18 protein-coding genes are annotated in these 23,301 nt (G+C 59.8%); 7 read left to right on the top strand and 11 right to left on the bottom strand.

Translation table 11 applies throughout. The annotated features are described in order from the left end of the window. Positions 1 to 774: 774 nt before the first annotated feature. The gene (gene hexR, locus CE491_RS06920; protein ID WP_074754821.1) at positions 775 to 1,641 is read right to left on the bottom strand and encodes a transcriptional regulator HexR; all 867 of its coding nucleotides are present in this window, start codon (positions 1,639 to 1,641) and stop codon (positions 775 to 777) included. Between the two features lie 379 nt (positions 1,642 to 2,020). Between hexR and uvrD the strand changes: the two genes are divergently transcribed. The 3 genes from uvrD (at position 2,021) to CE491_RS06905 (ending at position 5,890) form a co-directional block, all read left to right on the top strand. Further along, a complete protein-coding gene (gene uvrD / locus CE491_RS06915) occupies positions 2,021 to 4,204 on the top strand; it encodes a DNA helicase II (protein ID WP_110947609.1) in 2,184 nt (727 codons plus the stop codon). A gap of 299 nt (positions 4,205 to 4,503) precedes the next feature. Further along, a complete protein-coding gene (locus CE491_RS06910; RefSeq protein ID WP_110947608.1) occupies positions 4,504 to 5,352 on the top strand; it encodes a Tim44 domain-containing protein in 849 nt (282 codons plus the stop codon). Positions 5,353 to 5,482: 130 nt separating this feature from the next. Next, positions 5,483 to 5,890, top strand: coding sequence for an SMI1/KNR4 family protein (locus CE491_RS06905; RefSeq protein WP_110947607.1), 408 nt, complete (start codon positions 5,483 to 5,485; stop codon positions 5,888 to 5,890). A 26-nt stretch (positions 5,891 to 5,916) separates the two neighbouring features. On the opposite strand, the gene CE491_RS06900 is transcribed toward CE491_RS06905, so the two are convergent. Further along, positions 5,917 to 7,680: a cation:proton antiporter gene (locus tag CE491_RS06900; protein ID WP_110947606.1), complete on the bottom strand. Its 1,764-nt coding sequence runs from the start codon at positions 7,678 to 7,680 to the stop codon at positions 5,917 to 5,919. Positions 7,681 to 7,986: 306 nt separating this feature from the next. Between CE491_RS06900 and CE491_RS06895 the strand changes: the two genes are divergently transcribed. After that, the gene (locus CE491_RS06895) at positions 7,987 to 8,472 is read left to right on the top strand and encodes an acyl-CoA thioesterase (RefSeq protein ID WP_110947605.1); all 486 of its coding nucleotides are present in this window, start codon (positions 7,987 to 7,989) and stop codon (positions 8,470 to 8,472) included. A gap of 69 nt (positions 8,473 to 8,541) precedes the next feature. On the opposite strand, the gene pdxY is transcribed toward CE491_RS06895, so the two are convergent. Further along, entirely contained in the window at positions 8,542 to 9,414 is an 873-nt protein-coding gene (pdxY, locus tag CE491_RS06890) for a pyridoxal kinase PdxY (protein ID WP_110947604.1), read from the bottom strand. A 134-nt stretch (positions 9,415 to 9,548) separates the two neighbouring features. Between pdxY and CE491_RS06885 the strand changes: the two genes are divergently transcribed. Beyond that, complete coding sequence (locus CE491_RS06885) at positions 9,549 to 9,941, top strand: DUF3301 domain-containing protein (RefSeq protein ID WP_110947603.1); 393 nt, start codon at positions 9,549 to 9,551, stop codon at positions 9,939 to 9,941. A 20-nt stretch (positions 9,942 to 9,961) separates the two neighbouring features. Here CE491_RS06885 and CE491_RS06880 read toward each other — a convergent pair whose 3' ends face one another. Beyond that, positions 9,962 to 10,924, bottom strand: coding sequence for a CobW family GTP-binding protein (locus tag CE491_RS06880; protein WP_110947602.1), 963 nt, complete (start codon positions 10,922 to 10,924; stop codon positions 9,962 to 9,964). A 54-nt stretch (positions 10,925 to 10,978) separates the two neighbouring features. Between CE491_RS06880 and CE491_RS06875 the strand changes: the two genes are divergently transcribed. Continuing rightward, positions 10,979 to 11,350, top strand: coding sequence for an NADH:ubiquinone oxidoreductase (locus tag CE491_RS06875; RefSeq protein WP_110947601.1), 372 nt, complete (start codon positions 10,979 to 10,981; stop codon positions 11,348 to 11,350). A 273-nt stretch (positions 11,351 to 11,623) separates the two neighbouring features. On the opposite strand, the gene CE491_RS06870 is transcribed toward CE491_RS06875, so the two are convergent. Further along, positions 11,624 to 12,868 carry an N-acetylmuramoyl-L-alanine amidase gene (locus CE491_RS06870; RefSeq protein ID WP_110947600.1) on the bottom strand — a complete coding sequence of 415 codons (1,245 nt, stop codon included), beginning with the start codon at positions 12,866 to 12,868 and terminating at the stop codon, positions 11,624 to 11,626. Positions 12,869 to 13,119: 251 nt separating this feature from the next. Further along, positions 13,120 to 13,641 carry a DUF3617 domain-containing protein gene (locus CE491_RS06865; RefSeq protein WP_110947599.1) on the bottom strand — a complete coding sequence of 174 codons (522 nt, stop codon included), beginning with the start codon at positions 13,639 to 13,641 and terminating at the stop codon, positions 13,120 to 13,122. A gap of 191 nt (positions 13,642 to 13,832) precedes the next feature. Here CE491_RS06865 and cls point away from each other — a divergent pair, with 191 nt between their 5' ends. Continuing rightward, positions 13,833 to 15,272: a cardiolipin synthase gene (gene cls / locus CE491_RS06860; protein WP_110947598.1), complete on the top strand. Its 1,440-nt coding sequence runs from the start codon at positions 13,833 to 13,835 to the stop codon at positions 15,270 to 15,272. Positions 15,273 to 15,374: 102 nt separating this feature from the next. Here cls and cfaB read toward each other — a convergent pair whose 3' ends face one another. From cfaB to hflK, 5 genes are all read right to left on the bottom strand, one after another. Beyond that, entirely contained in the window at positions 15,375 to 16,559 is a 1,185-nt protein-coding gene (gene cfaB, locus CE491_RS06855; RefSeq protein WP_110947597.1) for a C17 cyclopropane fatty acid synthase CfaB, read from the bottom strand. 272 nt (positions 16,560 to 16,831) lie between these two features. Then, positions 16,832 to 18,775: a cation-translocating P-type ATPase gene (locus tag CE491_RS06850; RefSeq protein WP_110947596.1), complete on the bottom strand. Its 1,944-nt coding sequence runs from the start codon at positions 18,773 to 18,775 to the stop codon at positions 16,832 to 16,834. Beyond that, the gene (locus CE491_RS06845) at positions 18,772 to 19,839 is read right to left on the bottom strand and encodes an SPFH domain-containing protein (RefSeq protein WP_110947595.1); all 1,068 of its coding nucleotides are present in this window, start codon (positions 19,837 to 19,839) and stop codon (positions 18,772 to 18,774) included. The genes CE491_RS06850 and CE491_RS06845 overlap by 4 nt, the downstream gene beginning before the upstream one ends. Continuing rightward, on the bottom strand, positions 19,836 to 20,882 hold the full coding sequence (hflC, locus tag CE491_RS06840) for a protease modulator HflC (RefSeq protein ID WP_110947594.1): 1,047 nt from the start codon (positions 20,880 to 20,882) through the stop codon (positions 19,836 to 19,838). Before hflC ends, CE491_RS06845 begins: the two co-directional genes overlap by 4 nt. Before the next feature lie 11 nt (positions 20,883 to 20,893). Then, positions 20,894 to 22,858, bottom strand: coding sequence for a protease modulator HflK (gene hflK, locus CE491_RS06835; RefSeq protein WP_110947593.1), 1,965 nt, complete (start codon positions 22,856 to 22,858; stop codon positions 20,894 to 20,896). Positions 22,859 to 23,301 lie beyond the last annotated feature (443 nt).

The raw sequence follows: 23,301 nt of genomic DNA, 5'->3' as shown, positions 1-23,301 counted from the left end.
CGTAACGCTTTGCCATGCGGGCCTCCAGCCAATCATGGCGGCAATCTACCCGCACCGACTTTTCGTACAAAACCTAGCGCTTGAAAGTCAGCATTCGTGAGCAAGCTCACTCCCAAAGGTACGGCGCATAGCCTTCACATGGCAGCGAGTCTCAATCCTCAGCGGACTTGATCGATTTCGGCGACAGACGCAGGCTGCTTGGTGACGATTGTGAGTGCAGATTTATTAAAACTGTGGGAGTGAGCTTGCTCACGAATAGGGCAAGTCCAGGCGAAGCATTTCTAGCGCTTGAAAGTCAGCATTCGTGAGCAAGCTCACTCCCACAGGTACGGCGCATAGCCTTCACATGGCAGCGAGTCTCAATCCTCAGCGGACTTGATCGACTTCGGTGACAGACGCAGGCTGCTTGGTGACGATTGTGAGTGTAGATTTATTAAAACTGTGGGAGTGAGCTTGCTCACGAATAGCAAGTCCAGGCGAAGTATTTCTAGCGCTTGAAAGTCAACATTCGTGAGCAAGCTCACTCCCACAGGTACGGCGCATAGCCTTCACATGGCAGCGAGTCTCAATCCTCAGCCGACTTGATTGACCTCGGTGACAGACGCAGGCTGCTTGGTGAAGATTGCGAACGTAGATTTATTAAAAACCTGTGGGAGTGAGCTTGCTCACGAATAGCAAGTTCAGGCGAAGCATTTCTAGCGCTTGAAAGTCAGCATTCGTGAGCAAAGCTCACTCCCACAGGTACGGCGCATAGCCTTCACGTGGCAGCGAGTCTCAATCCTCAGCGGACTTGATCGATTTCGGCGACAGACGGAGGCTGCGCAAGCTGCGCTTCACGCTCTTGAGGTGATTGACCAGACTCGGGCCACGGGCCATCGCCACGCCCATTGCCAACACGTCGATCACCACCAGATGGGCGATGCGCGAGGTCAGTGGGGTATAGATCTCGGTGTCTTCGTGCACGTCGATGGCCAGGTTTACCGTCGACAGCTCGGCCAATGGCGTCTGGCTGGGGCACAAAGTGATCAGGTTGGCGCCGCTCTCTCGCACAAGGTTGGCGGTGATCAGCAGATCCTTCGAACGCCCGGATTGCGAGATGCACACCGCGACGTCGGTGGGCTTGAGCGTGACGGCCGACATCGCCTGCATGTGCGGGTCGGAGTACGACGCTGCGGTTAGCAGCAGGCGAAAAAACTTGTGCTGCGCATCCGCCGCGACAGCGCCCGAGGCACCAAAACCGTAGAACTCCACGCGATGGGCCGCCGCCATCACCGTCACGGCCGCTTGTAGCGCGTGGGGATCGAGCTTTTCCCGCACCTCCATGAGCGTATGTAGCGTGGTATCGAAGATTTTCAGGCTGTAGTCCGCGACCGAGTCGTCCTCGTGAATCGCGAACTGCCCAAAGCTCGCGCCGGCAGCGAGGCTCTGTGCCAGCTTGAGCTTGAGATCCTGAAAACCGGTGCAACCGATGGCGCGACAGAAGCGCACGATGGTCGGCTCGCTGATGCCCACACTATGGGCGAGATCCGCCATGGAACTGTGCATCACGGCCGCAGGATCAAGCAGCACATGGTCGGCGACCTTGAGCTCCGACTTACGCAAGAGATGGCGAGACTGGGCGATGTGCTGCAACAGATTCAAAGGACAGGACTCAATAGAAAGGATGGGCCGGGCTGTAGCTTTTTTGTAGTTATACTACATGACCTGCAAACCGCACAGCTAAACGAGTTCGAAGATAGGAACCGAAAAGCCCTGAATGACGGGTCGTCATCAAGTGTAGGACTTTTCACACAGGACTCCAGGAGATGCTTTCTATATCGCGCAGGACCTCTCCATCGCGCAGCTTCAACAATCGAATATTCAAGCCGTGGAGCGAGTTCTCTTTAATCGACGGCACCGTTTTCGCAACGCAGCTCGTCAAGGCGGGATCTTCGTCTCATTTCCTCGCGAAGCGCGCCATATTCGCGACCGACCAGCGTTAGAGTTTGCCCACCATCCCTCGGCACCCTAGAATGCGCCGATGCGCGATGATCTCTCCCTTCTGCTTAATTCCCTCAACGATGCCCAACGCCAGGCGGTAGCCGCTTCCGTGGGTCGTCAGTTGGTTCTGGCCGGCGCTGGTTCCGGTAAAACCCGTGTGCTCGTGCACCGTATCGCCTGGTTGATCCAGGTCGAGAACGCGTCGCCGCACTCGATCCTGTCGGTGACGTTCACCAACAAGGCTGCCGCCGAGATGCGCCACCGCATCGAACAACTGATGGGTATCAACCCGGCGGGCATGTGGGTCGGCACCTTCCACGGCCTGGCGCACCGCTTGCTGCGCGCGCATTGGCAGGAAGCCGGGCTCAACCAGAATTTCCAGATTCTCGACAGCGATGACCAGCAACGCTTGGTCAAGCGGGTGATCCGCGAGATGGGCCTCGATGAACAGAAATGGCCAGCGCGTCAAGCGCAGTGGTTCATCAACGGGCAGAAGGACGAAGGCCTGCGGCCCAAGCATATCCAGGCCGCGGGCGATCTGTTCCTGAGCACCATGAAAGCAATCTACGAGGCTTACGAGGCGGCGTGTCAGCGAGCCAGCGTGATCGACTTCTCCGAGTTGCTGCTGCGCGCGCTGGACCTCTGGCGCGACAATCCGAGCCTGCTTGAGCATTACCAGCGCCGCTTCCGCCATGTGCTGGTGGACGAGTTTCAGGACACCAACGCCGTGCAGTACGCCTGGTTGCGCCTGCTGGCAAAGGGCGGTGAAAGCCTGATGGTGGTCGGCGACGACGACCAATCGATTTACGGCTGGCGCGGCGCGAAGATCGAGAACATTCACCAGTATTCCGATGACTTCCCGGACACCGAGACCATCCGCCTGGAGCAGAACTACCGCTCCACTGCCAGCATCCTGAAAGCCGCTAACGGCCTGATCGTCAACAACAGCGGGCGTTTGGGCAAAGAGCTGTGGACCGATGTCGGCGATGGCGAACTGATCAGCTTGTACGCCGCCTTCAACGAACACGACGAAGCACGCTACGTGGTCGAAACCATCGAAAGCGCAATCAAGACCGGTATGTCACGCAGCGATATCGCCATTCTTTATCGGTCCAACGCCCAATCGCGAGTGCTGGAAGAGGCCTTGCTGCGCGAACGCATTCCGTACCGCATCTACGGCGGCCAGCGCTTCTTCGAGCGCGCCGAAATCAAGAACGCCATGGCCTATCTACGGGTTCTGGAAGGCCGGGGCAATGACTCGGCATTGGAGCGCGTGATCAACGTGCCGCCTCGTGGAATCGGCGAGAAAACCGTCGAAGCGATCCGCGAACATGCGCGTCATGCCGACGTGTCGATGTGGGAATCCATGCGTTTGCTGGTGGCCAACAAAGGCGTGACCGGTCGCGCCGCCAGTGCCTTGGGCGGCTTCATCGAGCTGATCGAAAACCTCTCGGCCAAAGTCATGGAGATGCCGCTGCATCTGATGACCCAAACGGTCATCGAGCAATCCGGGCTGATCACTTATCACCAGGAAGAAAAAGGCGAGAAAGGCCAGGCACGGGTAGAAAACCTCGAGGAACTGGTCAGTGCCGCTCGCGCGTTCGAAAACAGCGAAGAAGAGGAAGACCTGACGCCGCTGGCGGCATTCCTCGGGCACGCCTCGCTGGAAGCGGGCGACACCCAGGCCGATGAGCACGAGGACAGCATCCAGCTAATGACGCTGCACAGCGCCAAGGGTCTGGAGTTCCCGTACGTGTTCCTGGTCGGCATGGAAGAAGGCCTGTTCCCGCACAAGATGAGCCTGGAAGAACCGGGACGTCTGGAAGAGGAACGTCGTCTGGCTTACGTCGGGATCACTCGCGCGATGCAGCATCTGGTGCTGACTTATGCCGAAACCCGACGTCTGTACGGCAGCGAGACCTACAACAAGGTGTCGCGTTTCGTACGTGAAGTGCCGCCGAATCTGATTCAGGAAGTACGGCTTTCCAACAGCGTCACGCGGCCTTTTGGCGGTTCCAAGACCATGGCGCCGAGCCGGCTGTTCGACGGCGAAGGCATCCCGCAGAGCCAGTTCTCGCTGGGCCAGCGCGTGCAGCATGCGGTGTTCGGCGAAGGCGTGATTCTCAACTTCGAGGGCTCAGGTGCCCAGGCCCGGGTTCAGGTGAACTTCTCCGAGGGCAGCAAGTGGTTGATGCTGGGATACGCGAAGCTGGAGCCAGTCTGATCGATTTACCCTGCAGCAGCGCGCTTGCCCGAAATGGCGGCGTCAGATTAAAATTTGGTGACTGACACACCCCAATCGCGGGGCAAGCGCGCTCCTACGGGGGCTATTAACCTGGTTCCACTTGCATTCCTACATCTGGCCCCCATCTTTCCTACAGAACTTTCTTCACCGGCCTACGACCCAAGTATTACAGGCCCTGTGAAGATCCACGCAAAAGCCAGAAACATTTGGCCGCTGGTCAGACACATTTGTCCTGTTCAATATGGCGCGCGTGCAATCCACAAACGGGAATTCCCAATATGCAACGTTTTCTAAGCATCGCTCTGGCGCTGGTCATCGGGCTCACCATGAGCCTGGATGCCAACGCCGCGCGCTTCGGTGGTGGCAAGAGCTTTGGCTCGGCGCCAAGTCACCAGGCGCGTCAGACAGCCCCTTCCGCTCCAGCCGCTGCACCTAATGCCGCCGGTCGTCCGGCGCCTGCTGCAGGCGGTGCGTCCAAATGGCTGGGCCCATTGGCCGGTATCGCTGCCGGTGGCTTGCTGGCCTCCATGTTCATGGGCGGCGGTTTCCAGGGCATGCAGTTCTTCGACATTCTGATCATGGCGGTCATCGCCTTCGTGATCTTTCGCTTCATCGCGGCCCGTCGCCGCAAGCAGCAGCCGCACATGGCGCCAGCTGGCGCGCCTTACCAGCGTGAAACCTTCGAGCAACCGGCTCAGAATTCGATCTTCGGTGGCTCGGCGCCTGCTGCAGCCGCTCGACCGGTGATCAACGCTCCTGCCTGGTTCAACGAAGACCGCTTCCTTGAAGCCGCCCGTACGCACTTCCAGTCGCTGCAGCAGCATTGGGACGCGAACGAAATGGACAAGATCGCCGAGTTCGTGACCCCGCAAATGCTGCAGTTCCTGAAAAAGGAACGTGCTGATCTGGGTGATGGTTTCCAGTCGACCTACATCGACAACCTTACCGTGCAACTGGACGGCCTGGACGATCGCGCCGACAAGACCATCGCGACCCTGACCTTTGCTGGCGTATCAAAAACGTCGCGCTTCGATCAGGGTGAAGTGTTCAGCGAAAGCTGGAACATGGAACGCGCGCCTGGCGAAAACCAGCCTTGGCTGGTGGCAGGTATTCGCCAGAACGGCTGAAACTCTGCGCCACTGCTCTAGTCAAAACCCCGGACCTGCTCCGGGGTTTTGTTTTTTGAGTCTCGCAGTTAATTTGGTGATGCCTTTGAGCTACTGTATAACCCGCGCAAATCGTTAGAGGATCCACGTCGTGGAAGAAGTCATCGAACAACTCCGTGAAGCCAATGAGCCCGTTCCTGTCCCGCTTGACCTGCCGGATGAAGACCAGCTCGTCGAAATCGAAGAGCAACTGTTCATCAACATTCCTTATGTCTTCAAAGAATTTCTGCTGACCGTCAGCGACGTGGTTTATGGCAGCCTGGAGCCGGTGACTGTCACCGATCCGCAATCGCACACCTATCTGCCGGACGTGGCGGCGAACGCGTGGGACATCGGCGTTCCGCGTGAGCTGATCCCGATCTGCCAGGACGGCGAGGACTACTACTGCGTCGAAGAAGACGGCACCGTGGTGCTGTGGTCCGGCGAAGAAGAACTCGTCACCGAAGAAAGTTGGGAATCGGTCTGGCACTGGGCGCGGGATGTCTGGCTTGAAAGCTGAGATATCCCTTGCGGAGCCTTCGCAGATCAATGTTCAGAAGGCTCCTGATGATTTTCCAGTGTTTCCAGCAGCGCGATCTGCATGCGTGTGTGTACGCGGATAAACCAGCGCCATAGCACCGCAGCCACCACCGCCGCGACCAGCACAATCAGCAGCAGCCACTCGTGGGTCGGCAGCATGCTTGCCGACAACAGTGCGATCAGCAGGAAGATCACCATCAGCGACAACAGCGGGATCACTTCGGCGATCACCCGGCGTACGCGCTGAGTGTGTCGCCCTGCCATTTCCGGCTTGACACCCATTTCCGCCAATAGCATCGACAGTGCCTTGAGCTTGCGATACGCGGCGATCAAAAAAGGCAGCGACAGCAGCAGGGAAGCGCCCCAGATCCATGCCTTCTGCTGCCCTACCTCAGCGACCCATTCGCTGAAATAGTCACCGATACGTTCGGCGAAATATGCGCCGCAAAAGAAAATCGCCACGACTAGCGCAAGATTCACGCTCACCTGCAGCAGGATCTTGCGAATCATCGACGCCAGTAACGCGCCTTGCCCTTGTGGCTGAATGCTACGCAGCCATTCCCCATACATGCCCAAAAGCCGAGCCATACGCGTAGGCACAAACCTGGCGAGTGAGTGAGAAAGCGGATCAGCTGCGCGAATCAGATAGGGCGTCAGCAGCGTCGTGATCGCCGAAACCGCCACGGCGACGGGATAAAGGAAGTCGCTGGTGACCTGCAGTGTCATCCCGAGCGCGGCGATGATGAAGGAAAACTCCCCAATCTGTGACAGCCCCATACCGACGCGCAAAGAGGTCTTGCCATCATTGCCTGCTATAAAGGCTCCCAGGCCGCAGGACAGCATCTTGCCCAGCACCACCGCCACCGTGATCACCGCGATAGGCCAAGCGTAATCGAGCAGGATCCGCGGGTCGATCAGCAAGCCGATGGCGACAAAGAAGATAGCGCTAAACAAGTCGCGTATGGGCTCAATCAGGTGCTCTATCTTCGCCAGTTGCTTCGATTCGGCCATAATCGCACCGATCAGGAACGCGCCCAGCACCATGCTGTATTCCAGTTTGACGACCAGCAGGCAAAAGCCGAAGCACAGGCCGAGTACGGTGATGAGCAAGACCTCGTTGCTTTCGAATTTCGCCACGTAAGCCAGCAAACGCGGCACCAGCAGAATGCCGATCACCAGCGCGACGATCATGAACAGCGACAACTTACCCACTGTGGAAAACACTTCGCCAGAACTCACCGTGCCGCTGACGGCAATGCCGGACAACAGCGCGATGATGCCGATGCCGAGAATGTCTTCGACGATCAGCACGCCGAAGATCAACTGGGCGAAGCGTTGGTTTTTCATCTTCAGGTCGTTGAGCGCCTTGACGATGATGGTGGTGGAAGAAATTGCCAGGATTGCGCCCAGAAAGAGCGAATCCATGGTGCTCCAGCCGAAGAACTGGCCGATTTCGTAGCCGATCCAGATCATCAGCATGATTTCGAGGAACGCCGCGATGAAGGCCGTGGCGCCCACCTTGAACAGCTTGCGCAGGCTGAACTCCAGCCCCAGGCAGAACATCAGGAAGATTACGCCCAGCTCGGCCAGCGTCTTGATGGTGTCTTCATCGTGAATCAGGCCGAACGGCGGAGTATGCGGGCCGATGATGAATCCGGCGGCGATATAGCCGAGCACGACCGGTTGTTTGAGTTGGTGAAACAGGACGGTGACCACGCCCGCCACCAGCATGATGACTGCCAGATCCTGAATGAAACTGATGGCATGCATGGCGCGGCTCCTTGTGACCACTCAACGAAACGCGTTCATGCTGAAAGAGAAACGGCTGCCGTGGGAAAGATCGCCATTTGAGCCGGAATTTTCTGAGCGGAACGCAGGAAATAACCCATCCAAGGGCTTTCGCAGGTTAACACTGCACAAAAGCGGATAAAGCCAGTGCAATATATGGAAACAGATCGAAGTCACGCGTGACGGCTGCCCGACTGCCAGCGTCCCGATATTGTTGGTTTTATTGCCGAACTACACTCGAGCACCCGATCGAGGTGCCAAATTGACCTACCAGACCGTGAGCACGCTATGGAACCCGGAAACGCCCAGCTGTCGATGACTGTATTGATGACCCCGGACATGGCCAACTTTTCTGGCAACGTGCACGGCGGCACCCTTCTTAAATACCTGGATGAAGTCGCCTACGCCTGCGCGAGCCGTTACGCCGGGCGTTATGTAGTGACGCTATCGGTTGACCAGGTGATCTTCCGCGAGCCGATCCATGTTGGCGAGCTGGTGACGTTCCTGGCGTCGGTGAACTACACCGGCAATACATCGATGGAGGTTGGCATCAAGGTGGTGACCGAAAACATCCGTGAGCGCTCGGTGCGTCACACCAACAGCTGCTTCTTCACCATGGTGGCGGTGGACGATCAGCGCAAACCGGCCAGCGTACCGCCGCTGAGCCCGCAAAGCAGTGAAGACAAGCGTCGCTATGTGCAGGCGCAGCAGCGCCGCCAGATTCGCCAAGAACTGGAAAAGCGTTACCGCGAAATTCGTGAAGATGGGGTTTGATTCTTACGCCAGCGCGCCTGAGCATTTTCGCTCGACTATAGGAGCCGGCTTGCTAGCTCCTATAAGGGATCAACCGCCTAGCCGAACCGCCTCGAACTTCACCCGCGGATGCGCGATCCGGTCCTGCGACCTGACCAGCTCCAGCTCGTAACTGCCGCACGCCTGGGTCTCGAGTAACACTTCGTGCACCGCCGAGGCCGTGAACTCGAAGGCGCTGCGCAGATCCTCGCCGAGCAACACCTTCGACAAGAACAACCCGGATGTCAGGTCGCCCACACCGACCGGCTGACGCGGGAAGGCCAACAGAGGACGGCGCAGGTGCCAGCTTTCGTGCTCAGTCACCAACAGCATCTCGAAGCCATCGGCGGGTTTGCCAGGATAGTCCAGATGCTTGACGATGATTGCCTTGGGGCCTCTGGCCAGCAGCGCGCGGGCCATGGCCAGGCAATCGAGCAGCGAACTTGGCTTACGCCCCGAGAAACTGTCCAGCTCCAGCTGATTGGGGCACAGGAAATCCGCCACGGCCGCTGCTTCGTCCAGCAGAAAATCACTGACCTCCTGCGGCACAATGCAGCCTTTTTCCGGATGCCCCATCACCGGGTCGCACAAATACAGCGCACGAGGGTTGGCGCGCTTGATTTGCGCGACTGCCGTCAAAATCGCCCGCCCTTGCGCGGCGTTGCCCAGATAACCCGACAGAACCGCATCGCAATTGCCCAATTCACCAATCGCAGCAATCCCCTCCACCAGCGCCGGAATCTGCGGCGGCGCCAGCACTTCGCCCGCCCAGTGTCCATACTGAGTGTGATTTGAGAACTGAACGGTATTCAGCGGCCAGACATTGATGCCGATACGCTGCATAGGGAACACGGCCGCGCTGTTGCCAGCGTGCCCGAAGACCACGTGGGACTGGATTGCGAGTAAATGAGGCGAACGTTTCATGACAGGTTCCTGAAGCCGGGAAAGCACAGTAGTGGCGAAGCCGGACGAAGTGAAGCGAAATTAAACGACCGGACTATGGCTGTCGGTGACCTGACGCAGTTAAGCTGGACATCTTCTGTTGGAGCTCTCTTTTCATGCTGACCCTGGGCAATATATTCGTCCTGATGCTGCTGGCGACCGCTGGCGCTTGGCTGTGGCATTCCCATGGTCTACGTGAGCGAGCGCTGGAGCGCGTCAAACAGCACTGCGCCAAACTCGATATCGAATTGCTCGACGGCAATGTCGCTTTGCGCCGTATCACGTTCAAGCGTGACAGCGAAGGACGCAAGCGTCTGGCCCGTGTCTACCACTTCGAATTCACCGTAACCGGCGAGCAGCGTCATCCCGGCACCATCACCATGTTCGGCGCTCACACGGCGCAAATCGAACTCGCGCCTTACCCGTTCGAAATCAAGAATCCCAAGCCGACTGCCGAGATCATCCAGCTCAACGAATGGCGTCAGGAACACAACAAGTGGAAGCAGTGATCGGCTGTGGATAACGTGCTCTAGACCAGACAAGCCGCAAGCTGCGCGCCCAATAGAGCCTCATTCTGAGGCTCGGCAAAAATCAGTTCCAGACGCGAATCCTTGCGCCATTCGCTCGGTGTCCAAGCTATTTCACCGCCATCCAGGGCATTGCCCGAGACCCAGCCAGATTTGCTGTGGATAACCAGCTTCGCCCGTCGCCAGCCAAGACCTTGCAGCCATTCCTGGATTTTCGGTATGTCGAATACCCGATCTGGGTGCCAACGCCAACCGATGCTCCAGCCCTCAGTTTGTCCTTGGCTCAAGCAGATTGGAGTGAGCGGATCGGCCCATATCGCGGGAAGCTGAGCCAATGTCTTGGGCGCGACGAAGTTATCGACAGCCTCGCTCCCCCGCGCACCGACGCCCGGCAGTTGGTCAAGCGCTAATGCGCCCAACTCAGTCCAGCACAGCGCCCGTTCAGGCAGCGCTGCGACGATCGACTGCCGCGTCACCTCATCCAGCCCTTGGGACTTATTCAGTACCAGCAAACCGGCTTCAAGCGCTGCCTGCTGCTGGGTATGCGGCAGGGGTTTACCAGCGGCGAGGGCCTGTGCGTCAAGCACGATCACGCTGGGCTGAACCGCGAGCACGCCAACCCACGGCGCCTCGCGCAGCTGCGCCAATAATTGTACCGGGTGGCCTAGGCCGGAGGGTTCGATGAACAATCGATCCGGTTTTGCCTTACGCAGCAGACGTCCCAAGCCAATCTGAAAAGGCGCCTCGTTGACGCAGCACAGGCAACCCCCAGCCACTTCGCCAAGTGCGATACCATCCTCGGCTGTGCTGAGCAGCGCCGCATCCAGGCCGATCTGACCGAACTCGTTGATCAGAATCGCCCAGCGTTCATTCGCCGGTTTCTGCGACAGCAAATGTTTGATCAGGCTGGTCTTGCCGGCGCCCAAAGGGCCAGCAATGACATGGGTGGGAATGTTCTGCAGCATATCCGGCCATTCTTCAATGGCGCTCCTGAAAACGAGCGCAGACGGAGGTAATCAATGCGAGCAATCTGGTTGCCCGCGGGGCTGGCGTCGGTACTGTGTGCAGTCGCGTCAAACCCGGCGTGGGCCGAGTCCTGTGTGGTTCACAGCCATGCCGAGCGGCTTGACGTGAAGGTCTGTCAGGAAAATCTCACCATCCCGCCCGACCTGTTCCACGACGGCTTCTGCAAACCCCAGCTCAAGGACCAGAAGGTCGAAGTGACCTACGTGGATCAGTGCCCTACCGGCTCGTTCGGCCAGTGCAGCAACGCGCAAGTCGCCAATATGCCTTATCGGCAGAACATTCACTATTACGGCGTGGCCAGCGATGCGGCGTTTCTCAAGCCATTTTGCGAGCAGCAAAGCAAGGGTGCGTGGAAGGTGCAGTGAAATGGGTCAGACACCTTGGGCGCCCCTGACCCCGATCGCCGTCTCTTCGTTGGGCAGCAGGCATTTATCCAGATCCTCGGTCAGCCTCCTCGCGAACCGGCAGAAGCCTTTGGAGCGCAGCGCAGGTTCTCGCGATTAGGCAGCACGTGGTCGTTCCCGTAAGAGCGCGCTTGCCCGCGATGACACGGGTACAACCGACAAATCGGTATCGGGTGTACCTGTCTTTCGCGCTTTCGCGGGCAAGCGCGCGCCTACAAAGACTCGTGTATTCAGTCAAACGACCGCCTGCTCCGCTGCTTTCTGCTCCTGCCGCCACGCAATGAACGAACCCGCAGGCGGATTGCGCTCGAAGTACTGTTTCATCCCGTCGAACAGCCCGTCTGCGACGGCCTGCTGATGACGCGCAGTGACCAGTCGCTGGCTGTCGCGGCTGTTGGAGATGAAGCCGGTCTCGACCAGAATCGACGGCACATCCGGCGACTTCAGAACGGCGAATCCTGCCTGTTCCACGCGCTTCTGATGCAGTGTGGTGACGCCTTCCAGACTGCCGAGCACGGTGTGCCCCAGTTGCAGACTCGCCGCAATGGTTGCGTTCATCGACATATCGAGGATCACGCCAGCCAGCATTGGGTCTTTGTCCTTGAGGTTGAGCAAGCTCGTGGCGCCGATCAGGTCGGCGCCATTTTCACGCTGCGCCATGAAGCGGGCAGTCGCCGACGTCGCGCCGTTTTCCGACAACGCAAAGACCGAAGCGCCGGACGCCGTCAGCCTTGGCGCGGCATCGGCGTGAACCGAAATGAACATGTCGGCGTTGTATTTGCGAGCGATATCGACGCGCTTGCGCAGCGGCACGAAGAAGTCGTCGTTACGCACCAGACGCACATCGAAGCCCTTCTCGCGCTTCAACCGTTTGGCCAGCAACTGCGCGATGGACAGCACCACGTCTTTCTCGCGCTCGCCCTTGGAGCCAATCGCGCCGGGGTCCTTGCCGCCATGACCAGCGTCCACCACCACCATGATGTCGCGTTTGAAGTGAGTCTTCTCGAGCGCAGGCGCGGGTGGTTCTTTCATTAGTGCGCCAGGTGCCGCGGCCAGTTGCACGGGCACATGTGGCGCAACGTCATGTGCCAGGTCCAGCACCAGGCGATTACCCTGCGAGCCCTCCGGACCTAACAGAAAGCTGTTGAGCTGCAGGGGCGATGCAAGGTCCAGCACGATGCGGGTATCGCCCTGCCCAAAGTGCCCGGAACGAATGGCCTTGATGGGCGTGTTTTCCAGGGCCAGCTGCGTGAAATTTCCTTCCAGCCGGGCGCCGCTGACGTCGATGATGATGCGTTCAGGTGCGCTCAAGGTGAAAGTCTTGTACTGCACCGGGCCACTTAGGTCGAAGACCAGCCGCAGCTTGTTTTCGGAACGCCATAGCCGAGCGTTACGAATCTGAGTGGCGTTGACAGAGAAAGGGAGCGCGAAGGCGGCGCTGGCCAAAAGCATATTAAGCAGCATTTGACGTCGGTGCATGACACGGTCCGAATAAAGTTGAGCATCCTGGCTTGGATAGGCATGACATTATTAGTAACTATATAACATGCCGTTCAAGCGCTGAAGATGAAGCTTTTGATAGGAACGCGTGAAACTTTATGTCGTAAAACAACAGGTAAGGTTAAGAAACTCATGTGAAACAAGAAGATGTTCCACGTGGAACACGTATGCATTCATTACCCAGGAAATGAAAACGCCCCGACTAGCGGGGCGTTCGGACAAACAGTGGCTCAGGTTCGTGGTTTGACGTTCCCGCAGTTCTGACCAAGCCAGACTGCCTTGGTGTCCATGCTGCCATTCTGCTGCTGGCCAGTGGCGTTGAACGAGCCGATCACATGGGTATTGAACGCCCGATCACTCAGGAACTGCGCGGTGCCGGTGCCTTGCGCGCGCGGGCAGCTGAACTTGAATTTCCACGTCGCGCCGTTACGATCGGTGATTTGCTGGGTGCAGCCTGTCTTGGGATCGGTCAGCGGAATCTGTTCATTCTTCACCTGATCGGGCGTCAGACATACCCGCACACCCTGGCCGCCCAGGGTAATCCCTTGTTTTGCCAGCATTTGTTCCATCGCCGCGCGTTGCTGCGGGGCCATCATTTGTAGCTGGGCGAGCATGACCTGCATGTCCGGCATCTGCTGGCCATCGACCTGCATGTTGCTGGAGGTCAGCTCCCACAAGCCGGGTTGCAGCACTTGCGCTTGAGCGAAGGGCGCAGCCAGACAAACCATCAACGCCAATACGCGCTTTTTCATGAACCTGATTTCCTTTTTACTATGGGGCAGTTTGATCGCGGCCTGATGACGGCGTGCCCGTCTTGGTTGCCGATAGACGATGACGCTTAGACGATGAATGCAATAAGCAGTTGCACCCATAAGAAAATAGCGACAATCGCTGCGCGCTGTGGTCTTTTAGACACCAATACGCCTCTAGCACAAGGTTGCGCATGGATTACCACAGCCCGTATTTCTTCGGCTATTTGATTGGCTTCACGCATCTGCTCGGCATCGTAGCAGCGATTCATGCGCTGCTGACCGTGCGCACCGCACAAGGCTCGATTGCGTGGGCAATGCCGCTGATTTTCATCCCGTACATCACCCTCATCCCGTATCTGGTTTTTGGCCGCAGCACCTTCGATGCTTACATCAAAGCCCGCCGTCAGGCCAACAGCGAGATGCGCAATGCAATTGCTGACTTCAACTGGAAGCCCTGGATCGAGGAAGCTGTAGCGGCGCGTCGCTCTGATGCCTATGAATCTCTGCGAGCCATGCCCAAGCTCGGGCGGATGCCGTGCCTGGCGAACAACGAAGTGAGGTTGCTGATCAACGGCGACGCGACATTCACCGCGATTTTTGACGCCATTCGCGCAGCGAAACGTGTGGTGTTCGTGCAATTTTTCATCATTCATGATGATGGGCTGGGCCGAAGGTTGCAGTCGCTGCTGCTGGAAAAGGCTGCCGAGGGCGTTGAGATTTTCGTGCTGTACGACCGCATTGGCAGTCACTCGCTGCCCACAAGCTATGTGGAGAAGCTGCGCGCGGGGGGCGTACAGATCAAGGCATTCGCTACCCGGGGAGGCTGGCTCAATCGCTTTCAGGTCAACTTCCGCAACCATCGCAAGATCGTGGTAGTGGACGGAGTGAAAGGCTTTGTGGGCGGGCACAACGTTGGCGACGAGTATCTGGGGCTCAAGCCTCCACTGGCCCCGTGGCGCGATACCCACGTGGCAATCGTCGGCCCAGTGGTGGCGTGCTTGCAGGAGTCGTTTGCCGAGGACTGGTTCTGGGCGACCCGCGAATTACCGCCACTGATCCTGCCCGACAGCTACCCGGAAGATGGCGTGCTCTGTCAGCTGCTGGCAAGCGGCCCTGCTGACCCACAGGAAACCTGCTCGCTGTTCTTCGTCGAAGCGATTCACGCCGCGACCGAACGCGTGTGGATCACCACGCCTTACTTCATCCCCGATGAACCGGTGTCTGCGGCGTTACGTCTGGCCGTATTGCGCGGCGTCGATGTTCGACTGCTGCTGCCGTCGCGGCCTGATCACTACACGGTGTATGCCGCGTCCAGCCTGTTCGCGTTCGAGGCAGTGCGCGCCGGGGTGCGGATGTTCCGCTACAAGCCGGGGTTCCTGCATCAGAAAGTGGTACTGGTGGATAACGAAATTTCAGCGATAGGCAGCGCCAACCTGGACAACCGCTCGTTCCGCTTGAATTTCGAACTGATGCTGCTGACGGTGGATGAGAACTTCGCTCGAGAGGTTGAAGCGATGCTCAGCGATGACTTCGCGCAGGCCCACGAGATCAGCATTGAGGAAAGCAAGGAGACCCATCATTTGCAGCAGCTGGGGATGCGCGTGGCGCGGTTGATCTCCCCGATTCTTTGAAGGCGTCATGTTGTCGGCGCGCTTGTCGGCGAATGCGTCAGTCCAGGCACGCAGTGGCGTCAGGTCAATCGCAATCGCGGGCAAGCGCTCCTACAGGCCGTCTCAGACGTACAAATCATCCCGCGTCAGCGGCAAGTCATGGCTGCCATCGGCATGGGGTTTTACCGCAAGAATCTGATGCAGGTTGATCCAGCCCTTGGAGAACGCATATGCACAGCCCGCCAGATAAAGGCGGAAGATGCGCAACGCCTGCTCAGGGACCATCGCTGCCGCTACGTCCAGCTTCTGCTCAAGCCGGGCGCTCCAGTGATCCAGGGTCTTGGCGTAGTGCAGCCGCAGGCTTTCCACGTCGACCACTTCCAGCCCGGCCTCACTGATGAACCCGCTGATCATTGCCAGATGCGGCAACTCGCCATTGGGAAACACATAGCGGTCGATGAAATCACCAGCGCCGCGCCCTACCGGACGACCATCCGTGTGCTTGGCAGTGATGCCATGGTTCATCACCAGCCCGCCCTCCTTCACCGCGCCGAACAGGCACTTGGCGTAGAGGTCGAGGTTGGCATGGCCGACGTGTTCAAACATGCCGACACTCACCACCTTGTCGAACCGGCCATCCTGGGGCAGGTCGCGATAATCGAGCAGTTGCAGTTCGACCTGATCTTCCAGGCCCTCGGCCTTGACCCGCTCCTGCGCCAGCGCCAGTTGCTCGCGGCTCAAGGTGATACCGAACACCTTCACCCCATACTCGCGAGCCGCAAAGCGTGACAGGCCTCCCCAACCACAACCGACGTCGAGCAGGTATTCGCCAGGCTTGAGGCGCAGCTTGCGGCATAGGTGATGAAATTTATCCTGCTGCGCCTGCTCCAGCGTTTCATTGCCGGTCTTGAAATAGGCGCATGAGTAGACCATCTCCTTGTCCAGCCACAGCTGGTAGAAATCGTTGGAAAGGTCGTAATGGTAAGAGATCGACTTGGCGTCGGTTTCCTTGTCGTGTTCCGTGCGGACCGGGACGACATCGTCATCCTCGTCCACCAGCGCTGCCGTCAATTCGTCGCAGACGCGCATGACTTCGCTGATCGAGCCCTCAAGCTCCAGACGGCCCTCGACAAAGGCGCTGCCCAGCAGATCGAGACTTGGGTGCGTGAAATCGGACACCAGCGAGGGATCCTTGACGACAATCGTGACGCTGGGGTCAGCCCCCAGCTCGACCTCATTGCCATCCCAGAGCTTAAGTCGCAGTGGTAAGTGAAGCTTCTGTAACGCCGGTGGAAGTTGCGCGAACATTGAGAAAACCCCCTGATCCAGGAACACGGAAAAGGGTAGTCCAAAACCGGCTCCAGCGTAGGAACCGTCAGGCTATCGGCTTTTGTGAATTACGACGACGAACCTACTACCGGGTTGCGCCCAGGAACGAGCCAATGTGAAGCCTGCGATGGAGCACCCTCTTCATGACTTCCCGTAATTTGTTACAGAGTGCTTCAAAGCTCAAGCAAATTTTTATACTTAGCGCAGGCCTCTAACCCGGCACTCTCAGAGAAAGCGCCGAATTCAAAGAGTTAGGACCGATTGTGAAATTTTGCGATCGGCTCGTGGAAGCGCAGCAAACGCCCCGCATTGCCCAACACCAGAAGCGTACTGAGGTTGTGCAACACGGCGGCGATCATCGCACCCGCGGCGCCAAGCACGCCAAATGCCGCCAAGGCGACAATCGCCAGAGTCCAGCCCAGGCCAATGATCACGTTGACCTGAAGTGTCGAGCGACATTGACGGCTCAGGCGCACGCAGGTGCCCAGACGACGCAGATCGCTGCCAATCAGCACAATATCGGAAGAGGCCAGTGCGATGTCCGCCCCGCCCGCCCCCATCGCGACCCCAACCACGCCGGCCTTCAGCGCCAGCGAATCGTTGATGCCGTCGCCCACGACCATTGGCCGGAAGCCGTTCTTGATCTCGCCCATCACCCGATTGAGTTTGTCTTCGGGCAACGCCTGCGCATGGATGTCGCTGATGCCCACCTCATGCCCGAGGCTGTCAGCGACGCTCTGACGGTCACCGGTCAACAGCAATTGGCGGCCCATGCCCAGATCGCGCAGTTCGCTCAATGCCTGACGTGCTTCCGGCTTGAGGCTGTCCGCCAGCAAGAGCCAGGCGAGGAAGACGCCATCGACCGCCAGCCCGGCAATCGGGCCATCGTGGTTGGGCACTGGCGAGGTCTCGATGCCCAGCTGCGCGAACAGCTCCGGGCGACCCAGCGCCGCTTCGCCACGAACCGTCTGCGCGACGACACCCAGGCCCTGACGCTCGCGAATGTCTTCCAGCGCCAGCAGATCACCCTTGTCCACCAGCCCGGCCAGCGCGCGGCTGACCGGGTGGCTGCTGGCAGAACCCAAGCTGGCGGCCAGCGCGATCACGTCATCGTCAGCGCCCTCGTCTGCCTGCACTGATTGCAGGCGCAGGCTGCCGTAGGTCAGGGTACCGGTCTTGTCGACCACCAGCGAGGTGAGGTCGGCCAGCTCTTCGAGAAACGCCGAGCTGCGAATCAGGATGCCGTGGCGTGCAGCGACGGCGATCCCCGCAATCGCTGTGGCAGGCGCCGACAGCACCAACGCACAAGGACAGGCGGCCACCAATACCGCGAGCATCGCCTGAGCATTGTTGGTGATGAACCAAGTGACAGCTGCGATTAACAACACCAAGACCATGTAGCTGCCCGCGTAGCGTTCAAGCACGCGGGTGATCGGCGGCTTTGAGCGTTCAGCGTTTTGCATCAGCGCGATGACGTTGCCCAGCGTCGACTCGTTACCGATGCGTGTCACTTCAATACGCAACAGACCATCAAGGTTGATCGCGCCGCCAAACACTTCCATGCCCGCACGCGCCTCCAGCGGTACCGACTCGCCTGTGATCGGTGCGGTGTCGAGACTGGCTTGACCAGACATCACCAGACCATCGGCAGGTACCCGGTCACCGGCGCGGACTTCGACACGATCGCCGGCCACCAGCGAACCGTTATCCACTTCGCGGATCGAGCCATCGGCCGCGATCAACCGCGCATGGCTGCGAGTCAGTTTGCCCAGCGCCTGAATCGCTTCCTGTGAGCCAATGACGCTGCGCTCTTCCAGCACATGCCCGAAGATCATGATGATCGGCAGCAAGGCGGCGGTCATCAGATCGCCTGTTGCCCAGGCGCCGAGCATCGCCAGCGCGATCAGTTGATCGGTGATGCCGTGCAGACTCGGGTAACGCAGGCTGTGCCAGCCAGCGCTGACCACGGGAATCGCCACCAGCAAGGACGCTGCGCCCAACAACAACTGGCTGACGCCCACCTGCTCAGGCGCAAAGAAACGCCAGACCAGCCCCAGCGCCAACAGCCCCAATGCGAGCATCGCCAGTGTCAGTTGCCGCGCGGCGCGGCGCTGTTCACTGCTGGTCAGCATGCTGCCCGGCGCTGGAGCGTCGGCGTGGCCGTGGTCATGGGTGTGTGCAGCTTCGCCACTCATTTGTCAGCCCCCTGAATGATCAGGCGTGAATCGTCATGGGGATCGACCGTCGTCACCGACCCGGCCTGCTTGAGAATTCCAGGCACGCGCTCGCGGTAGATGCGCAGCAACAGGCCGGGGTCGCTCTGGTTCTGAATTGATTGCGCCAACCCCGTTACGGCAGCGGTGTCAGTCTGCGCCTTGGCCAATCGTTCGGACGCTTGGGCATGGGCGACTTGGAGGGTGCGATCGGCCTGTTGATTGGCGGTCTGGTTCTGTTTTTCTGCGTCGGTGCGCGCATTGGCCACCGCCTGATCGGCCTGTTGGCTGGCGGTCAGAACGGCGTTGAAAGCATTGACCGCAGCGGCAGGCAGACTGGACTGCACGTCCACCCGTACTACCTCGACGCCGAGTCCTGCGCCGGTGTGGGTCAATTCTTCGAGACGCTTGTTGATGCCCTGCACCAGGTCGCCGCGCAGACGTTCGCGGCGCTCGGCGGATTGGCTGTCGGAGCCGACCAGCTCAGGCCGTGCTACGAGAATGGTGTCCAGGTCCCGCGCCGCCGTCAGGCTGACCGCGCTGCGATTGACCAGCCGATCCAGCGCCGGCAGTACATGCTCGCCTTGCAGCACGAACTCACGCGGATCGGTGACCTTGTAGTACGCCGTCACATCCAGCTGTACGACCCCGGCATCGCCGGTCAGCAGGTAGCCCGAGCCCGCCAAGGCATCGCTCATCGGCGTGGCGAAGCTGGTGACCTTGTCTGCGGCCAGTGCAGTTGGCGAGCGCAACAACGTTTCCACGTGACGCTCGATCACGCGATCCGCCGAAGGCAGCAGCACCACCTGTTCGAACGGCTGCGGCCAGGCCAGCAATAAACCGGCGTTCTGTACGCGATCCAGCTCGCCGAAACGGAACACCACAGCGCGGTTCTGCGGATCGATCTGCCGCACGTTGGACACCGCCCAGCCGACGGCCGCCAGCAATGTCACCACGTACAACCCAAGGAAGGCCAGGCGGCTGGCCTGCAGCCAAGGGCTGTTGACTGCCGGGCGCTCGATCGGTATCGAGTCCTGTTCACTCATGGCAGCGTTCCAGCCTTGCCGTCCTGCTTAGCATCCAGGCTCGGAGGGCCATCCACCAGCACGCGGAACGGCGCGGCATCGGTGCGCAGAATCAACTTGGTGGTCGGGCCGACAACCGTACCCAGGGTGTCCAGCGAGCGCAGCAGGTTGTACAGCTGCGGGGAGCTGGCGTACGCGCGGCCGTAGATCAGGGCGGCTTCGACACGGGACTGCGCTTCGATATCGGCGGCCTTGACTGTGGCGTCCGCTTCGACGATGCGCGCGTCGCGTTCGGCGGCGGAGCGGATTTGCGCCGCTTCGCGCTTGCCGATGGCCGTGCGTTCGGTGGCGATGGTTTCGCGCTCGGCGCGCATCCGGTCGACGGTCGCGTTGAGGGTCACCGAGGGCAGCGTCAGACGCTCGATACCCACTTGCAGGACGCGCACCCCATAAGTGGTCAGCAATTGCTTGTCGATCTGCTGACGCAGCTGATTCTCGAAGTCGGCGATGCGCACCTGATTGGCGTCGGTGTTGATCAGGCTCGACAAGTCGAAGCTGGCGGCCGTGGTCTCCAGCGCTGACCCGACGAAGGTACGGATCTGCCGCGCCGCTTCGTCAGGCTGGTTCTGCACGGCGCGCATGAAGCGCTTCACGTTGTCAGGATCGCCCTGCACCTGCCAGGCAACGTAGGCCTGGACGATGATGCGCAGGCCATCGCGAGTGCCGACATCCTGCAGACCGCTTGAGGTGGTGCGCAATCGCAGGTCCACGGGAATGGCCGCCTCGAACGGCGCAGGCCAACGCCAGCTCAGGCCGGGGTCGAGCAGCACGCGGGCGGGATTGCCGAAGCGAGTGATCACGGTCGCCTCGCCGGAGCGCACTTGAACCAGGCTCGCTGCGGCCACCGCGAATGCGATCAGCACCGCCGCCAGCGCTGCACGACGCCACGGAAAACCCGCCGGGCCTGCCGCTTCGCCGTGGTGGTGATGACCATGATGATGCCCGCCATGGCCGTGGTCGTGACCTGCATGGTCGTGATGATCGTGGGAATGAAACAGACTCAAGGGACGACTCCTTATTCAGCCATTGGCTGTTCAGCCGACTTTGGCGACGCCGCAGGGTCGACCGGGAGGGTAAAAGAACGCAGATCGATGGTGGGCGCGCTGGTGCCGCCCAAACGGTGATCCAGAACCAGCAACTTGGCGTGGGTCATGCCTTGGATCAGCTGGCTTAAATACTGCTCCAGCAGAAATGCCTGACCGGCCTTGGCATAACCCTGTTGCTCCGCGTTGAAGCTCAGGTCAGCACTTTGGGCGTTGGCCATGGTTTCACGTGAATTGGCCGCTGCCTGATCGTGAGCGATGCTGGCGTGCAACTGCGCAAGGTTGGCCTGGTCGGCCGCCGCACCGCGCTCGCGAGAAATGAGCGCCTGAGCGCTGATCTGCGCCGCTTGCACCGCGTGATAAGCATTGGCAGCACCGGCCGGCGGGTGAATCGACTCAACCACGGTGGCGAGGATTTCCACGCCGCTGTCGAGCTTCTTCAGGTCTCGGGCGACGGCATTACCGATGTCGGCGGCCAGATCGCTACGCTGTTCGCCGAGCAACTCATCAAGAGTGCGCGAGGCGAAATCATGAACCAGAACGCGGCTGGCGGTGCTGCGAATCAGGCTCGGAATGTCGGCGCTGTTGTAGATCGCGGCCATGGCGGACTGATCGTCCAGACCGATGCGGTAAACGAAGCGCACGTCCATGTTGACGATCTGGAAGCTCTGCTTGTCCCCCGAGCCGCTGGCGATCACCTGCGACTTATCATTGATGTGCGTGGCGTCCCACAAACGATTGGCCACGGCAGGGGGCGGACCTTCGGCAGGGTCCAGCGCACGCTCGGCGCTGGCGCCGTCCGACACGCTGGTCGCCAGTTCATGAACTACGCCGTTCTCGACCGGCAAGACTGTGCCGAACGGCCACGGCAGACCTGCGTGCAGGCCCGGCCCCATGACTTCGATCGGCTTGCCGAAACGTTCATAGATCCCACGACCTTGCATTGGGATCTCGTGCACGCCACTCAGCGCCCAGCCGAGGGCAACAATGACCGCCATCACCGGCAGAAACGCCCGCCGCATGTAGGTAAACGCCCAGATCTGCCGCAGGTCGATGCCGAAGCGGTTGTGCAATTCGTTCTGCAGGGCCATCAGCGGGCGCGGCGGCCAACGTAGCAGGCCGGCACCGAAACTGCTGGCGACCAGGCGCGGCTCGAGGCGCCCGTTGCGCGGACTGAAAATCGACAGCAGCGCGCGAATCAGCAACTCGGCAGCCACCAGCCCCGGCAGCAGGCCGGTCAGGACCGCCAACCGGGCCGGCCAGACTCGGTCCGCCGAAGAAAAGAACAGGCAGAACGCGGCGATCAGCAACGTGCCGATCGCCCCTCGCGCGATCTGCGCCAATTGTTCGGCTTCGGGCCAGCTCGCTTCGGATTCGTTGCTGAGTTGGCGCTCCAGCACCAACAGGCCAAAACCGATCAGCAGCAGCAAACCGCCTGCCACGCTGCCCGTCAGGCCGACATTGGTGCCGATCAACGCGAGGTTCCAGATCATCGAAATACTGATCAGCGCCAGCAGCGCCCAGCCTGCCAGCCAGAACACCGGCGCGCCGATCTGGCCGACCATCGAAGTCCCTGCCCCGCCAATGCGCGTGAGCAGGCGGTCGTACCAGCCCTGTTCTTCGGCAGCGATGGGCTCTTCTGATGAAATCGCCACCTCATCGGGTGCGATAACCCGCGCCCGCCATAGGGCAACCACCTGGGCCGATTGCAGTGCCGAGGCCAGCACCAGCAAGCTTGCGGCACTATTGGTGAGCACCGCCGTCCACAGGGAATTGGGTGAAAACAGGTCGACGAACAGCGAGACCACCAAGCCGATCACGCCCAAGCCGCCCAGCACGTAGGTCAGTCGCGACAAGCGACGCGCCTGAAAGCTCGCACGCTGAAATCTCGGCAAGGTTGCAGGTGTTGCACCTTCACCATCCAGATCAACCCGCATCGATACTCCAGAACTTGCCGAACGCTGTAGTCATCACCCTTCCTGTCCGCTGCTTGAGCTGTTCGCCACTCGGGAAACAGCCCGAACGGTAGATTCACAGGGCGTTACGATATAACAGAAGTCGTGAAATTTTCGTCTGGTAATCGCACCCGGACATGACGATTTATTCACCCAGACAGGCTGCAGACAGGTTGGCTGCTCATGAACTCCTCGACGCCTGCTTTCCCCACTCCGCTGTAGGAGCGCGCTCGCCGCGATTGGGTTTAACTGCCGCGTTATCTCCAGCGGACACTCTGCTGATCGCAGGCAATCACCCCTGCTGCATGGTCTCCAACTTGCACTGTGCTCCCCGGAAGTTATCCACAGGCAGTGGGCCCGCGATCATGCTGACCATACTCAAAAACTGGCTGCAAAAATTGCTGCACCCGGTGGTCAGAATCCTG

The sequence above is a fragment of the Pseudomonas bohemica genome, from assembly GCF_002934685.1.
In the GTDB taxonomy this organism is placed as follows: domain Bacteria; phylum Pseudomonadota; class Gammaproteobacteria; order Pseudomonadales; family Pseudomonadaceae; genus Aquipseudomonas; species Aquipseudomonas bohemica.
This window is presented reverse-complemented; position numbering and strand designations above follow the sequence as displayed.